Here is a 14339-nt window from a genome sequence, read left to right as displayed (position 1 = left end):
GAAGTCCAAATGACGGCATATGCGCGTGGCAACCCCAGCCCTGAATACCTCGACATGGTTGCCATGTACGAGACGCTGCATACCGAAGGCGAAAGTATCGCCAAGAAATCTGGCAAGGATACATTTCCGGGCAAGATGCTGATCCGGCACACGCCGGGCATCAAGGAGATGATCGACCGGACGGGCGCGCGCAGTATTCTCGACTATGGGGCAGGCAAAGGGGCTGGCTATGACCAGCGCGACATCGCCCTGTCGAATGGCGATACCGCCAGCAGCATTCAGGACTATTGGGGGATCAGCGACATCCGTTGTTACGATCCGGGGCATGAGCCGTTCAAGGATCTTCCCGATAGCCAATATGACGGCGTGATCTGCACCGATGTTCTGGAGCATATCACCACACCGGATGTGCCGTGGATCGTGGACGAGATGTTCAGCTATGCGCGCAAGTTCCTCTATGCCAATGTCGCGTGCTACCCGGCGGTCAAGGTGCTGCCCAACGGACAGAATGTGCATTGCACGGTCAAATCACCGGACTGGTGGGCCGGGTTGTTTCATGCCATTGCGATGCGGCATACGGATGTGTCGTTCCGGCTCATCACCTCGACGGCGACCGGGCGGAAGAAGAAGTTCGGCTTCGCCAAGAACCGCAAGAAAGCGTATCAAACGGTCGAACGGATGGTGTGATCTGGCCGGCTGGCCGGGGAACGCGCAGGGATCATGAGTGGTGTTTCAATGAAATACAGACCCGAAGTTGATGGTCTGCGCGCGGTCGCGATTCTGCCGGTGGTGCTCTATCACGCGGGCAGCCCGTGGTTTCCCGGCGGGTTCGTCGGGGTGGATGTGTTCTTTGTCATCTCCGGCTATCTGATCACCTCGATCATCCTGAGCGAGCGTGCCGCGGGCAGCTTTACGTTGGCCGGGTTCTATGGCCGCCGCATCCGGCGTATCTTTCCGGCGCTCTTTGTGATGATGGGGATCAGCTATCCGATCGCCTGGGCGCTGCTCGACCCATCGGCAATGGCCGAGTTTTCCAGCAGTATCGCCGCCTCGACCGTGTTCTTCGCCAATGTCTATTTCCTTGAGGTCAGCGGTTATTTTGCGACGGCGGCAGAATTCAAGCCGCTTTTGCACAATTGGAGCCTGTCGGTCGAAGAGCAGTTCTACCTGCTTTTCCCTATGGCGGTGCTGCTGTCGTGGCGGGCGGGAGCAAAATGGCAGATGCGCATTTTCCTCGGCCTCGCGCTGATGAGCCTTGGCCTTGCGCAATGGCAGATCGAGCGGGGCAATGAAGCGCGCGCGTTTTTCCTGCTCTATGCGCGTCTGTGGGAGCTGATGGTGGGCGTTCTCATCGCCTATTGGCTGGCCACGCCGCAGGGGGCGGCCCTGCGCGAGAGCGGCCGGTGGCGTCACGGCGCGCTCTTGGGCCTGGCGCTCATTCTCTGGGCGGTGTTCACCTTTGACACCGAGACGAAGTTTCCCGGGCTGGCGGCGCTCTTGCCCTGCGTTGGCGCGGCGCTGGTCATCGCCTGTGCCAAAGGGCAGAGCCTGTCGGGCCGCCTGCTTGGCTGGCGTCCGGTCGTCTTTGTCGGTCTGGTCAGCTATTCGCTCTATCTCTGGCATGTGCCTGCGCTGGTCTTTACCCGTATCGGGACGGGGCGCGAGGAGTTGTGGCTCATGCTCGTCGCCTGCGCGCTCGCCTTTGCCCTTGCCTGCCTGAGTTGGCGCTATGTCGAGCGACCGTTCCGGCGCATGCACGCGCTGCCGCCCCTGCGCCTGTTTGGCACGGCGGCCGTGTGCATGGCCGTGCTGGGCGGTCTGGGCCTTTGGGGACAGGAAACCGACGGGTTTCGCGCGCATTACCTTGCCAACAGGCTCGATCCCGTGACGCGCGCCAATTACGAGCGGTTCAGCCCGACCGCCACCCGGTCGCGCGTGGCCGATGACGGATGTCGTTTTCGCGACGAAGAACTGAAAGAGGATTTCGGCGCGCGGTTGCAGGACTGCGCCGCACGGCATGGGCCGGGAATTTTCATCCTTGGGGATTCTCATGCCGAGAATGTCTATAACGCCCTGCGCAGTACCGAGCGGTTCCCGTTCCTGGTGGGCCTGACGCGCGGTGGCTGCAGGCCCTATCAATACAAGGCCAAATGCTCTTATGAGGCGGCGATTCCGTTTCTGAAGGCGCATCGCGACGCCGTGGCACAGGTGGTTTTTCATGTCTCCGGCTCGCATTACATCCTCGATCACCGCAACGAAGGTGACAGTGACGCGGCCTTTGAGCCGGGCACCGAGGCGCGGATTGCTGACGAGAATATTGCCCTCACCTCGGCCTATCTGGCGCGGTTGCCCAAGGGGCTTGATGTGCTCTGGCTTGGTCCCTTTGCCGAGGCGCGGGTGGACCTGAGCAACCCTGGCAATTACAGCCCCGAGAGGCTGCGTTTCAACCCGGTGGCGCTGGCGCATTTTGAGGCGTTGGAGGTGCGGCTCAGGGCCGAGACCGAGGGGCAGAGCGCCTATCGCTATGTCTCGTTGCTGGAGGCGCTCGAGTTTGATCAAAACACGCTGTTGCAGGGCGATTGCCTTACCTTTTGGGACGTGGATCACTTCAGCCCCTGCGGCGAACGCCTGTTCGGTCCGACCATCGCGGATCTGGTGCAGGGCAAGGCCCTGCTCACGCAGTCACGCTTTTGATATGGCAAATCGGACGTAGAATGAGTAAGCGACCCTCGAAACCGGTCACACTGCGACCGCCCGGCGTTAATCCGGCAGAAAAGGCCCAAGCCCATGCGTGACACTCTCCGCCTGCTGCGCGCCTCCTTTCCCGAGGCCAGCAAGGTCGTCTGGCGCAAGGCCAGTCGGCGCCTTCTCAAGCTCAAGATGGATATAAAAGGCGCGGGCCAAGACGAGCGCATCCGCGCCGAGCGCCAGATGCGCGGACGCGAGCAATTCGCCAGCCTGCAACGCGCCGATGCCGTGGTCGTTTCCTTTGGCAAGAGCGGGCGCACATGGCTCCGGGTGATGATCTCTCGGCTCTATCAACAGGTCTATGATCTGCCCGAGGATATCCTTATCGGCTTTGATAATTTTCACAACATGGACCGACGCGCGCCGCGGCTGTTCTTTACGCATGACAATTACATCGGCGATTTCACTGGCCATACCGACAGCAAGGCGGATTTCTACGACAAGAAAGTTCTCTTGATGATGCGCGACCCGCGTGATGTGGCGGTGTCGCAGTTCTTTCAGTGGCAGTTTCGTATGCCCTCTGAAAAAAAACTGCTCAACGAATATCCGGCCCATGGGGATGACACCTCGATCTATGAATTCGTGCTGCATGAGGGTGGTGGGCTGCCCAAGATCATCGACTTCATGAATATCTGGGCGCGGGAAATGGACAAAATGCGCGCGCTGTGCCTCATCCGCTATGAGGATATGCGCGCCAATCCCCATACGGTGCTGACCGAGGTCGCACAGTTTCTGGAGATTCCCGCCGATGCCGCCGCAATCCAAGAGGCGGTGGATTATGCAGATTTCGAGAATATGAAGAAGAAAGAGGCCGACAGCAGTTTCCGCCTCAGTGGAGCGCGCGTTGCCCCCGGCGACAAGAGCAATCCCGACAGCTACAAGACCCGGCGCGCCAAGGTGGGCGGCTATCGCGACTATTTCGACGACGCGCAGGTGGCGGTCATCGACGCGCTGGTCGAGGCGCGGCTGGACCCGGTTTACCGCTATGGCGCGACGACCAAAGCGGGCAAACCGGCGGGATGAGTCAGTCCGAGACACCACCCCGGATCTGGCGGGTTCTGGGGGACAAGCGTGGTGACAATGCTCAGGTCGAGATTGTCGCCGAGGCGTTGGCGCGGGACCGCAGCTGGGTGTCGGAGCTGCGGCATCTGGAGATGTTGCCGCAATTTGTGGTCGGCAAGCCGCGCGTGGGCCCGACGCTCTATCATATCGACCAGAGCCTGAGTGATCCGATCGAGCCGCCCTGGCCCGATCTGATCCTCACACGTGGCCGACGCCCCGCCAATGTGGCGCTCTGGATCAAGCAGCAATCGGGCGGGCGCACGCGGATCGTGCTGGTGGGCAAGCCTGCGGGCTGGTTCTCGCATCAGATGGCGCAGTTCGATCTGATCGTCACGAGTTCCGAGACCCTGCCTGCGCCGTTCGACAACGTCATGCAGATTGATCTGCCGCTGATGAAGATCAGTGAAGAGCGGCTAGAGGCCGGACGCAAGCTCTGGCAAGCGCGGCTGGACACCCTGCCCCGTCCTCTGGTGGTGTTCCTTATCGGCGGGCCGACCAGCCCCTTTATCTATAATGCCGAGATGGAGGCGCGGTTGCGCGCGCGCATGGCGCAGGTGCTGGCAGAGGGCGGCACGCCCTACATCGTTGGCTCTCGCCGCACGCCGAAGGGGTTTCTGGACCGTGTGACGGCGGGCCTGTCTGACGGGGTGCAGCGCTTTGACTGGAGCCAACCGGACAGTGAAAACCCCTATACCGGCCTGCTTGCCCTTGCCGATCGGTTTGTTGTGACCGGCGACAGCATTTCGATGCTGGTCGAGGTGGCGCGTCTGGGCAAAGCGCTGGAAATCGTGGCCCTGCCCTATGGCCGCTTGGGCAAACTTGATGATGTGCGCAGGCGGGCGGCGGCGTGGATGTTTCAGGCGCGCCGCAATGCGGGGCTTGGCGAACGCCTGCGCCTTGCCTCGGCACGCGGGCTCTATCATGTGCGGATGCTCCAGCAGACCCGGCATTTCCCTCGGTTTCATCAAATCCTGATTGATCGCGGTTTGGCCTCATGGATGGGCGAGCCAAGCGCGGGTATCGGCGACCACCCTGCGCTCTCGGCCACGGATGGCGACGTGGCGCGCATCCTTGCGCGGATTGATCCGCTCTTGTCGGGGCCCTGACATGAGCAAGACCAGCGGCGCGACCCGCATTTGCATGATCAGCAACCCAACGAGCGGCAATAACCGCAAATGGCAGGCGCATATCGAGGCGCGGCTGGCGGCCTATCCGCAGGTCGCGCATCACGTCACCCGCTCGCCACAAGAGGCCGAAGCGCTTGTGCCGGACCTTGCCGCAGCACAGCCCGATGTGGTGGTGATCAACGGTGGCGACGGCACGATTGCCGCTGCCTTGGGCATGATCCTGACGCATTGGCCGCGTGACAGCCTGCCGTTGATCATCATCCTGCCCGGTGGCACCGCGAATATGACGGCGGGGGATATTGGCACCGCCTCGTCGCACCGTCGGGCGTTGAAGCGGTTATTTCGCTGGCTGGATCGCGGCGCGCCGCTAACGGGCGACATTCGCGCGCGCCACATCATGCGGGTGACGGGGGCGGCGGATGGCCATATCCGCCACGGCATGTTTCTGGGCACCGGGGCGATCATGCAGGCCACGCGGTTTGCCCATAAGAAAGTGCATTCGCGCGGGTTGGGCGGTGAGATCAGCCTTGGCATTATCCTCATCCGTTCGGTCTGGGGGTTGATCCGCCAAGACCCGCGGTTCTATCAGCCCACGCATGTCGCGATGACGGTGCAGAGCGGGACAGGTGCGGATGTCACGCGCGAGAAAGCCCCGATGCTGATCCTTGTGGCCAGCACGCTGGGGCGGCTTTTCCTCGGCATCCGGCCTTTTTGGGCCAAGCAACAGGCCCCCATTGGCCTGACCGCGATCCGGGGCGGTGCGCGGCGGTTTGCCCGCGCCTTTCCGTCGGTGTTGCGCGGACATCCCAACCGGCATGTGACGGCAGAAAACGGCTATGAGAGCTTTCGCGGCGAGCGGATCGAATTGCGCTTTGACGGCGAGCTGAACCTTGATGGCGAACTTTTCGCCACTGCCGGGGCCGATGTGCCGCTCGTGATCCGCGCCGAAGGGCCAATCCGGTTCTTGCGGCCTCGGTAGGGCGACGCTTGTTTGCTGCCGCGCGGAGGACGTATAACCAGACATGAGATGTCGCATGCAAATCAAGCCAGCTCCATGACAGGCCAGCAGCCCACCGCCGATTACCCGACGCCGGATGGTCCGACGCTGGAGACCTCTGCGCCGCTGCGCGCCTTGATGGTCGCGCTGGAGACCCGGTTTGGCGATGGCCTTCAGGCGGTGATCCTCTACGGCTCGTGCCTGCGCAGCACGGATCTGCTGGATGGGCTGGTTGATTTCTATGTGCTGGTCGAGACCACACCCAAGTCGGAACCGAACCTCTGGCTAAGACTTGGAGGGCGTCTGTTGCCGCCCAATGTCTATTACCTTGAGACCCCCTTGGGCCCTGAGACCGTGCGCTGCAAATATGCCGTTCTCAGCCTTGAACAGTTTGAGCGCGGCACTGGTCCCGGCTGGTTTCAATCCTACCTCTGGGGACGGTTTGCGCAGCCGGTGAAACCGGTCTGGTGCCGCTCGGCCGCGATAGAGCACCGGCTGCATGCGGCGTTCCTGCGCGCGGGGGAAACCCTCTTGCGGCGGGCGATCCCGGCACTGCCGCCGCAAGGACCGCTGGACACCTTGTGGCAAGGCGCTCTGGCGCTCAGCTACGCCACCGAATTGCGGGCGGAGCGGCAAGGGCGTGCGGCGGAGCTGGCAGGACATGGCCGCGCCTTTTTCGAGGCCATGACGCTGGCGTTGGAGCCGCGATTGGCGGACGTGTTACAGGTCGAGGACCGGGGCGGCCGTCTGATCTATCAGAGCCACGCATCGGTGCGGGCGCGCCGTCTGGCCCCATTCCTCTGGGCGGTGCGCCGGGTGCAGGGCAAGGCGCTGTCGGTCGCGCGGTTGATCAAGGGGCTTTTCACCTTTGAGGGCGGGCTGGATTATCTGGCCTGGAAGCTCTCGCGCCATTCCGGGCAGGTGGTCGAGATCCCCGACAAGGTCCGGCGCAGGCCGTTGATCCATATCTGGGGATTCATGCGCCAGCTCTATCGGCGGGGTGTGTTTCGCTAGACCTGCCAATTATGAGCAAAATCCCGCGTATTGACGCGAGCTATGTTTCAAAGGTGTCGGTCCAGAGGGTCAAACCATGATCCAGATCAATACATGACAATTTTAATTGTGTTTCTGGACATGGCGTCTCTGGAAAAAGTCATGTATAGAGCCGCACAGAACAAAAAACCGAGGTTGCGGATCCCCTATCATGAAACACGCAGTATTCATTCAGACGAACCACAAGCAAATCGTCGGCGCGATTGTCGCAGAACACGCGCTACGCCGCTATTCCACCAACAACGACAAGTTTGACGTGCATATCGTCAACAGCCGTGACTACCCGTTCTTCATGGCCCGCGAAGGTCAGGAGTATATGCGCGACGGCGTCAAGCGTGTCTGGCTGAATGAGGATCTTCAGTCCTTTACGCCGACCCGCTTTATGCCGCCCGAGTTGATGGGCTATGAAGGCCGCGCCGTGGTCATCGACCCCGATGTCTTTGCCTGTGCCGATATCTGGGAGTTGCTGAGCCGCGACATGAACGGCAAGGCCGTGATGGCGCGCATGCGTTCGGGCACCAAGGGTCTCATCGACAAGGCCTATGCCAGCTCGGTGATGCTGCTGGATTGTGCAAAACTGAAGCATTGGAAAGTCGAAGAGCAGTTCAACGCGATGTTTGACGGCGACCACGATTATTCCCGTTGGATCGGTCTGCGCAACGAAGACCCCACGACGCTGGAATTCATCGAGAATGAGTGGAACGATTTCGACAAATTCACCACTGACACCAAGATGCTGCATACCACACGCCGCAAGACGCAGCCGTGGAAGACCGGCCTTCCGGTGGATTGGCGCCCCGCTGAGCGGTTCCGTCTGTTCCCGCCAGCCGCCTGGATTTTGCGCCTGCGTCGCAAGATTTTCGGGGAATACGGCCTGATGGGCAATTACAAAGTGCATCCCGACAAGAACCAGGAGAACTTCTTTTGGGGTCTGGTCAAGGAATGCGTCGAGCAAGGCAAGTTGACGGAAGAGTTCCTGCGCAAGGAAATGGAAGACAACCACGTGCGTCACGACGCTCTCGAGGTCATCGCGCGTGTGCCGAGCCTGCCCGCTGCCCCGGCGCATCCGCTGAGCACCGGTGATCTGGCCAAGGCGGCCTGAGCAAAAGTCTGGCGCGGCTTCGGGCTGCGCCTATTAGAAAAGCGCGCGAATTCTAACCGCCGCATCCTGCGCTCCGTCCGAAAGGTCGGAGCGCATTTTCTTTGTCCATGTCTCGCCCTGAGCGATCAGGTCGGGAGCATCGGCAAGCCACCGCGCCTGCCCGTCCCGGACCAGAGCCGCCTGAATGCGCGAGATGTCGCGGCGCATCCGCAAGGGGGCCAAGCGCATCGCAAGCGCATGGCTGAGGGGTTTGGGGCGGAAATTATGCGGTTGCGACCACCAGTGCCCCTGTGGATCACCGGGATCAAAGAGATAGAGGGGCCGTCCGAGGCTTGCGGCCTCTGCCAGCATCGACATGCTCTCGCCTGTGACGACGAAACGGTCCGCGAGCCCGAGATAGGCGGCATAGGGATTGGGAACCTTGGTGTCACGGTCATGCCACCAATAGGTCTGGGCGGGCACGTCGAGGGTGGCGGCGACCGCCTCGGCCACGGCGCGGGGGGTGCGGGGGCTGCCGCTCACCAACGCTGTGCCGCCGGTCTGACGCAGCAGCCGGTTCACGCCCTTGGCCAGATGTCGCCCTTTGTCCGGGGTAAAGACAAACGGGCCGCTGTCGCCGCCGATCAAAACGGCTGTAAAGGGGCGTGGCAGATGCGCGAACTGCGGGGCCACCTCTGCTGCGGCCCGGTCCACCGTCGCACGGGTGAATTGGTGCATGGGCAGCGGATTGATCAGAACATTGGCGCAAGGATCCAGAAAATATTGCGGCGTGCTGACGATAAGATCGTAACACGCCAACGGTGCCCATGGACGACCAATATGCACCAGCCGCGTTCTGCCGCCCGACTGGTGCTTGATCCAGCGTGCCACCGGCTCGTTGCGGCGCCCGGCGCTGATCACCAGATCCGGCCAAGGCGCAGTGAGCGGGCTAGAAGTGCTTCGGTCGATGCCAAGCAGGGTGGATCCCAGCAGAAGATGTGGCAGGAGTTCCCAATTCCGGGCGAGGATCGTCTTGCGCTCAAACGGCCACCCCAAGGCCTCGGCCAGGGCCAGCACTTGCGTGTTGTCGCCCGCCTTGCGCCCCAAGAGACACCAGACCACAGGCTGTAGAGATGCGGTGTTGCGATCCAAAGACATCTTCCTCTCGTGGGTGATGCGGCCCGATCCATGACACAGAATAGCCTCTGGCGCATCTGCGGACAAAATTACCCATACAAAGACCGAGCGATACCCTCTATGAGCAACGCACGAAACCCTGATCCCTGACTAGATTGCCTGAATATGACCAATACATCCTACCGAGAGATATGGGAGGTGGCATCGCGTCACCTGACGCTCACTGCCCTGTTCTTCTTGCCCAAAGCCAAGAAGATCGCCCTGGAACGCCGCCTGCGTGGCAAACAGGAATTTGCCAAGCTGCAAGCGGCGGATTGGGCGCTGGTGTCTTGGGGCAAGAGCGGGCGGACGTGGTTCCGGGTCATGCTGTCGCGGTTCTACCAACTGCATTTCGGTCTCGAGACCGATTACATGCTGGAGTTCGACAATTTCCATCGGCTCAACCCGAACGCACCCAAGGTTCTGTTCAGTCACAACAATTATATCCGGGATTATGTCGGCCAATGGGATAATCTGGATTACTACAAAGGCAAGAAGCTGGTGCTTTTGGTGCGCGATCCGCGGGATGTGGCGGTGTCGCAATATTTCCAGTGGCGGTATCGCATGCTGCCCCGTAAAAAGGTGCTGAACGCCTATCCGCCGCATGGCACGGACGTAGAGATTTTCGATTTCGTCTGCAATCCTGCCTGTGGCATCCCGCGCATTGTCGAGGCGTTCAACGTCTGGGCCCGCTCGGTGCCAGAGTTAGGGGATAACGTGCTGGTCGTGCGCTATGAGGATTTGCGCAGCGATCCGGCGGAGGTGTTGCGCCAAGTGGTTAGCTTTACAGGGATTGATCCCAGCCCCGATGACCTCGAAGCGGCCAAGGACTATGCCGCCTACGAGAACATGAAAAAGCGCGAAGCGACGAGTGATGGCATGCGTGGCAGTGGTCAGCGGGTCAAGCCGGGTGATGAAAGCAACCCCGACTCCTTCAAGGTGCGGCGCGGCAAGGTGGGTGGCTATCGCGACTATTTCACGCCCGAGCAATTGCTGGTGGTGGATGCGATGGTCGAAGACGTCCTTGATCCGGTGTTCGGGTATAACGCGGGCTGACGGGGACGTTGGTCCCAAGCGATGAGCCATGCGGTGCCCGAACGGCGGGGCGGACGGGCGCCGCGCCTTGACTCCGCGCTTTGGACATTGCGGCAAATGTCAGCAACCGGCCCGTCTCACTCTTTGGTCTCGGTTCTCTCGTCGGAATGTTTCGCCGAGGCTTCCTGACTGTAGCGCTGCACCAGAACGTAGTCGGACACGGAATCGACGTCCACCGAGGCATGGGCATAGGGCAGGATCACGACGCCGATGCGCACCCCGACCCGGCGGGACAGTCCAGCGAGCGCCCGGTCAAGGCTGAGCCAGCCCATTCGGTAGCGCAGCAGCGCCCAGAGACCGAGGAGGCGGATCACCACAAGCGGCTTCTTGCGCTCCTGCTCTACCTGTTTCCAAAAGTCGGCCACGCGGCGCCCGTCTTCGGTCATGAAGGCGAAGAGATTGCAACCGCAATAGCCACCGTCACGAAAGCGCAGAACGGTCTTTTTCAGGTCCGGATAGGTCTCGCGCACCAGATCATAGGGGGCCAGACCGATCACCACATCGCAGCCGCTTGTCGCACTGTCGCGGCAGAAGTGATCGACGATTTCATCGGTTAGCAAGGGATGGTCCGCGGTGGTGATCAAGACCGGTTGATCGCCGGGAAAGCGGCCGAGCATCTGGTGGGCGCTGGTGCTGGGTGAAGCCCCGGAGGCCGTCCAGTCCACCTCGCGTCGTTCAATGAGACCGGCCAGCCCGGCATCACTCTGGACACAGGCCTCGGTCGGGCCGCTGAGATGGATCGAGGCGACGTGGGTTGACGCCTCGAGCGCGTTGATCACGCGCCGGATCATAGGGGTTCCGTCGATGTCGAGCAGCGCCTTGCAGGCCACGCCCGTTTCGTCACGCAGGGCGTCACGGTCTGCTCGTTCGCCCGCAAGGATTACGGAAGCAAAATCTTTCACGGTCTTACTTTCTCAGCGACTTGATGTCTTGTTCGGTTCTCGGACCGTCTACAGCGGTTTCTGGTACACGCGATACCGCTTGTAGATCGTGCTGCCGATCGCCTCGATGATGTGTCGCATGCCATGATTATCCTCGAGTATCCAGCCCATCTCGACCGATGTGACGTTTCGTTGCTGCATTGCCTTGCGCACGGCGTCAATCACCAGAAAGGCCAACGTCGGCCCGAGGCGCGCGTTCTGGTATTCCTTGCGCACGCCCATCAGCGCGACGCGCGCGCTCTTGGGGCCGCGCACCTTGAGCCGCCACAGGAGTTTTGCCCAGCCAAACGGCAGGAGCCTGCCACGCAGATCACCGATCAGCTCGTTGAGATTTGGAAAGGCGGTGATAAAGGCCACCGGGCGCCCGTCGATTTCGGCGAACTGGATGTAATCGTCGGACAGCAGGAAGGAGAGAACCTTGGCTGTCTCGGCGAATTCCTCTTTGGTGAAGGGCACGAATCCCCAATTGTCCGACCATGCATCGTTGAAGATGTCACGCATCGCTTCGTAGTCCGCCGCCTTCGCTTTGCTGTTGAGGGGGCGGATCGTCACGGTGCGGCTGGCGCGCGTGGCCAGTTTTGTCATGACCTCGGGAGCCACGAAATCAGGGCGTACCTTGTACGTCAGAAGATCCTTGATCGCTCTGAACCCCTGATCCTCGATCCGGGCTTTGTAATAGGGCCGCGCATGTCCCATCATCACAAAGGGTGGATCGTCGAAATTTTCGACCAGAAGGCCGAGGTCTTCGTTGATCGACAAATTATAAGGGCCGCGCAGAAAGGAGGCTCCCTGCCCGCGCAGCCAGGTTTGCGCAGTCTCAAAGAGCGCATCAAAGACCGCCGCGTCATCAATCGCCTCGAGCATTCCGAAATAGCCGATCTTGCCGCCACCAACCTCTTCGGGCTGAAGTTGGTCAAGCTGTGCGGTGATCCGTCCAACTGGCGCGCCGTCGCGATACGCCACCCAGCAGGCAACCTTGCAATGGGCAAAGAGGGGTTTGTTTTCAAAAACGCGTTGCTTTTGTTCAAAGATCAGCGGCGCAATCCATGCCGGATCATCTGCGTAGATACGTTCGGGTAGATGCAGAAAGTCCCGTACCGTTTGACCGTTCTTGGCCTCGACCAAGCGGATTTGACCGCGATCGGAGGATGCTACTGACATGAAGTGCCTTTCTCGCCGTGACGGGGCCCCGTCGCTGATGCGCGCGGATGGCTGATACCAGATATCGTGAGGCTGTCCACGCACCACAAGGGACACAACCAGAACCTGCGTTGCACAGTCATCCATGTCCCCAGAGGCAAAGCGACTGGACGATCCTTGGAAACTGCTTGCAATTCCGGCACCTAGCCTCAAATAACATCATAAGTATCCACACTGAATAACAAGAAGTCGAGTCTCATTGGCCAAATTCATTCTTGCAAATGCGTATCGTGACAAGGTGTTCAATAATATTGTCGCTCGGAACACGCTGTGGTTCATCGACCTTGTCGTTGTATCCGCTATCATGGGGCTATTCAGAGCGATTCCAGTGGCTTGGGCATCTGCCATTGGCGCAAGGCTTGGCCTGATCTTTGGCAGGATCCTCAATCGGCGCAATCTGGATGTGCGTGCAAACCTGACTATTGCGTTGCCAGACAAGTCGTCGGCAGAGATCGAAAAGATTGCCAATGAGGTCTGGGCGAATGCGGGTGCCGTGCTGGCGGAGTATCCCAATCTGCACAAGATCAGCGACCCCCGGCGGAATCGCATCGAGGTGGAGGTGCTTGAGCAAATTCCCGCCTATGCGCTGCCTGACCAACCCGCCGTTTTTGTCTCCGCGCATTTGGCCAATTGGGAGGTCATGGCGACTGCGATTGCACGTTTGGATATGCGCCCCTGCGCCATGTATGCGCCGCTCTCCAATCCGTGGCTGGACCGCATGATGCTGAGCTATCGCAAGGCGTTGGGCTGTGAATTGGTATCGCGGGACGAGGGGCTGCGGGCCTTCATTGATGCACTGAAAGAGGGCCGCTCGCCGATAATGCTCACGGATCGGCGCGTTGACGGGGGAAAACCAATACCGTTCTTTGGCGAGGAACGAGATACATCGCTTCTGCCGGCGAAGCTTGCTTTGCGCTTTGGCGTGCCTCTGGTGCCGGTTCAGGCCGAACGGTTGCCGGGCGCGCGGTTTCGCGTGCGGTTTCATCCCCCCCTATACCCCAGTGACCCGACCCTTGACCGCGACAATCAGGCTGTTGACCTCGCTCGTCAGATCAACGAAAAGTTCGAGCAGTGGATAACTGCAAAGCCCGGAGAATGGCTTTGCACGAGCAAAATCTGGCCGTCTTCTGTTCTTCGGACAAAAACCGACATATATAGAGACGTATAAAGTCGGCGCATATCAGGAGTGCCCCCATGTTAAATCACCAACCCAGTCGGACTCATCGTGTCGATGAGTCGGTGCGGCTGTTCGAGAACCCGATTCTTGAAAAGTTGAGCCACGTCCATCCAATCGTTCCCCTGCTTGTCTGGGGACCGCTCGCGGTCTGGCTTTTGGTGCGCGCAGTCAGCGTGCATGGAATTGGGCTCAGCGGCATGGTGGTGATTGGCATTGCCGGGCTCGTGACGTGGACGCTGGCCGAATATCTGCTGCATCGCTATCTGTTCCATTTTGAGGCCAAGACCGATATGGGGCGCCGGTTCCTCTATCTCTTTCACGGCGTGCATCACGATACGCCGCAGGACAAGACGCGCCTTTTGATGCCGCCTGCGGGCGCGCTGCCGATCATCGCGGTTCTCTACCTCATGTTCTACATGATCCTGCCCTACCCTTGGGCCGAGCCGTTCACCGGGTTCTTTATCATCGGCTATCTGGTCTATGACTATATCCACTATGCCACGCATCATTTCCCAATGCGGCACCCGGCGCTGAAATTCCTCAAGCATTACCACATGCGGCACCATTTTTCGGATGATGCCGGGCGCTATGGGGTCAGCTCGCCGCTCTGGGATATGATCTTTCGCACCTATCCGACCAAGCCGGAACGCACCGAACGGAACTAGGCACAAGCGAAATCCGC

At 60.5% G+C, this 14339-nt stretch carries 13 protein-coding genes; 10 read left to right on the top strand and 3 right to left on the bottom strand.

The features are described from left to right. The first annotated feature begins 9 nt into the window (after positions 1-9). The 7 genes from ACSSVY_RS10885 (at position 10) to ACSSVY_RS10855 (ending at position 8089) form a co-directional block, all read left to right on the top strand. Complete coding sequence (locus ACSSVY_RS10885; protein WP_454269577.1) at positions 10-687, top strand: class I SAM-dependent methyltransferase; 678 nt, start codon at positions 10-12, stop codon at positions 685-687. 33 nt (positions 688-720) lie between these two features. Further along, complete coding sequence (locus ACSSVY_RS10880; protein WP_454269576.1) at positions 721-2694, top strand: acyltransferase family protein; 1974 nt, start codon at positions 721-723, stop codon at positions 2692-2694. A gap of 93 nt (positions 2695-2787) precedes the next feature. Beyond that, complete coding sequence (locus tag ACSSVY_RS10875; RefSeq protein ID WP_454269575.1) at positions 2788-3771, top strand: sulfotransferase domain-containing protein; 984 nt, start codon at positions 2788-2790, stop codon at positions 3769-3771. Next, a complete protein-coding gene (locus tag ACSSVY_RS10870) occupies positions 3768-4916 on the top strand; it encodes a mitochondrial fission ELM1 family protein (RefSeq protein ID WP_454269574.1) in 1149 nt (382 codons plus the stop codon). The genes ACSSVY_RS10875 and ACSSVY_RS10870 overlap by 4 nt, the downstream gene beginning before the upstream one ends. A 1-nt stretch (position 4917) precedes the next feature. Continuing rightward, complete coding sequence (locus tag ACSSVY_RS10865; RefSeq protein ID WP_454269573.1) at positions 4918-5916, top strand: diacylglycerol/lipid kinase family protein; 999 nt, start codon at positions 4918-4920, stop codon at positions 5914-5916. A 75-nt stretch (positions 5917-5991) separates the two neighbouring features. After that, entirely contained in the window at positions 5992-6948 is a 957-nt protein-coding gene (locus ACSSVY_RS10860; RefSeq protein WP_454269572.1) for a hypothetical protein, read from the top strand. Positions 6949-7138: 190 nt separating this feature from the next. Then, positions 7139-8089, top strand: a complete 951-nt coding sequence (locus ACSSVY_RS10855; RefSeq protein WP_454269571.1) for a hypothetical protein — start codon at positions 7139-7141, stop codon at positions 8087-8089. 33 nt (positions 8090-8122) lie between these two features. On the opposite strand, the gene ACSSVY_RS10850 is transcribed toward ACSSVY_RS10855, so the two are convergent. Beyond that, the gene (locus ACSSVY_RS10850) at positions 8123-9220 is read right to left on the bottom strand and encodes a mitochondrial fission ELM1 family protein (protein WP_454269570.1); all 1098 of its coding nucleotides are present in this window, start codon (positions 9218-9220) and stop codon (positions 8123-8125) included. A gap of 150 nt (positions 9221-9370) precedes the next feature. Between ACSSVY_RS10850 and ACSSVY_RS10845 the strand changes: the two genes are divergently transcribed. Then, the gene (locus ACSSVY_RS10845; RefSeq protein ID WP_454269569.1) at positions 9371-10300 is read left to right on the top strand and encodes a sulfotransferase domain-containing protein; all 930 of its coding nucleotides are present in this window, start codon (positions 9371-9373) and stop codon (positions 10298-10300) included. A gap of 116 nt (positions 10301-10416) precedes the next feature. On the opposite strand, the gene ACSSVY_RS10840 is transcribed toward ACSSVY_RS10845, so the two are convergent. Beyond that, complete coding sequence (locus ACSSVY_RS10840; protein WP_454269568.1) at positions 10417-11241, bottom strand: nucleotidyltransferase family protein; 825 nt, start codon at positions 11239-11241, stop codon at positions 10417-10419. A 48-nt stretch (positions 11242-11289) separates the two neighbouring features. After that, on the bottom strand, positions 11290-12441 hold the full coding sequence (locus tag ACSSVY_RS10835) for an N-acetyltransferase family protein (RefSeq protein ID WP_454269567.1): 1152 nt from the start codon (positions 12439-12441) through the stop codon (positions 11290-11292). Between the two features lie 277 nt (positions 12442-12718). On the opposite strand from ACSSVY_RS10835, the gene ACSSVY_RS10830 reads away from it, so the two are divergent. Together ACSSVY_RS10830 and ACSSVY_RS10825 are read left to right on the top strand one after the other, a co-directional pair. Next, entirely contained in the window at positions 12719-13648 is a 930-nt protein-coding gene (locus ACSSVY_RS10830) for a lysophospholipid acyltransferase family protein (RefSeq protein WP_454269566.1), read from the top strand. Between the two features lie 26 nt (positions 13649-13674). After that, on the top strand, positions 13675-14322 hold the full coding sequence (locus ACSSVY_RS10825; RefSeq protein WP_454269565.1) for a sterol desaturase family protein: 648 nt from the start codon (positions 13675-13677) through the stop codon (positions 14320-14322). The last annotated feature ends 17 nt before the right edge of the window (positions 14323-14339 follow it).

Source organism: Roseovarius sp. MBR-51, from assembly GCF_053628575.1.
The sequence above is the reverse complement of the archived record's forward strand: the minus strand, read 5'-3'. Positions and strand labels throughout refer to the sequence as shown.

Excerpts from the sequence above, each read along its gene's own strand:
- ACSSVY_RS10885 (WP_454269577.1), top strand. The coding sequence starts at position 10 with ATGACGGCATATGCGCGTGGCAACCCCAGCCCTGAATACCTCGACATG.
- ACSSVY_RS10880 (WP_454269576.1), top strand. The coding sequence starts at position 721 with ATGAGTGGTGTTTCAATGAAATACAGACCCGAAGTTGATGGTCTGCGC.
- ACSSVY_RS10875 (WP_454269575.1), top strand. The coding sequence starts at position 2,788 with ATGCGTGACACTCTCCGCCTGCTGCGCGCCTCCTTTCCCGAGGCCAGC.
- ACSSVY_RS10870 (WP_454269574.1), top strand. The coding sequence starts at position 3,768 with ATGAGTCAGTCCGAGACACCACCCCGGATCTGGCGGGTTCTGGGGGAC.
- ACSSVY_RS10865 (WP_454269573.1), top strand. The coding sequence starts at position 4,918 with ATGAGCAAGACCAGCGGCGCGACCCGCATTTGCATGATCAGCAACCCA.
- ACSSVY_RS10860 (WP_454269572.1), top strand. The coding sequence starts at position 5,992 with ATGACAGGCCAGCAGCCCACCGCCGATTACCCGACGCCGGATGGTCCG.
- ACSSVY_RS10855 (WP_454269571.1), top strand. The coding sequence starts at position 7,139 with ATGAAACACGCAGTATTCATTCAGACGAACCACAAGCAAATCGTCGGC.
- ACSSVY_RS10845 (WP_454269569.1), top strand. The coding sequence starts at position 9,371 with ATGACCAATACATCCTACCGAGAGATATGGGAGGTGGCATCGCGTCAC.
- ACSSVY_RS10835 (WP_454269567.1), bottom strand. The coding sequence starts at position 12,441 with ATGTCAGTAGCATCCTCCGATCGCGGTCAAATCCGCTTGGTCGAGGCC.
- ACSSVY_RS10825 (WP_454269565.1), top strand. The coding sequence starts at position 13,675 with ATGTTAAATCACCAACCCAGTCGGACTCATCGTGTCGATGAGTCGGTG.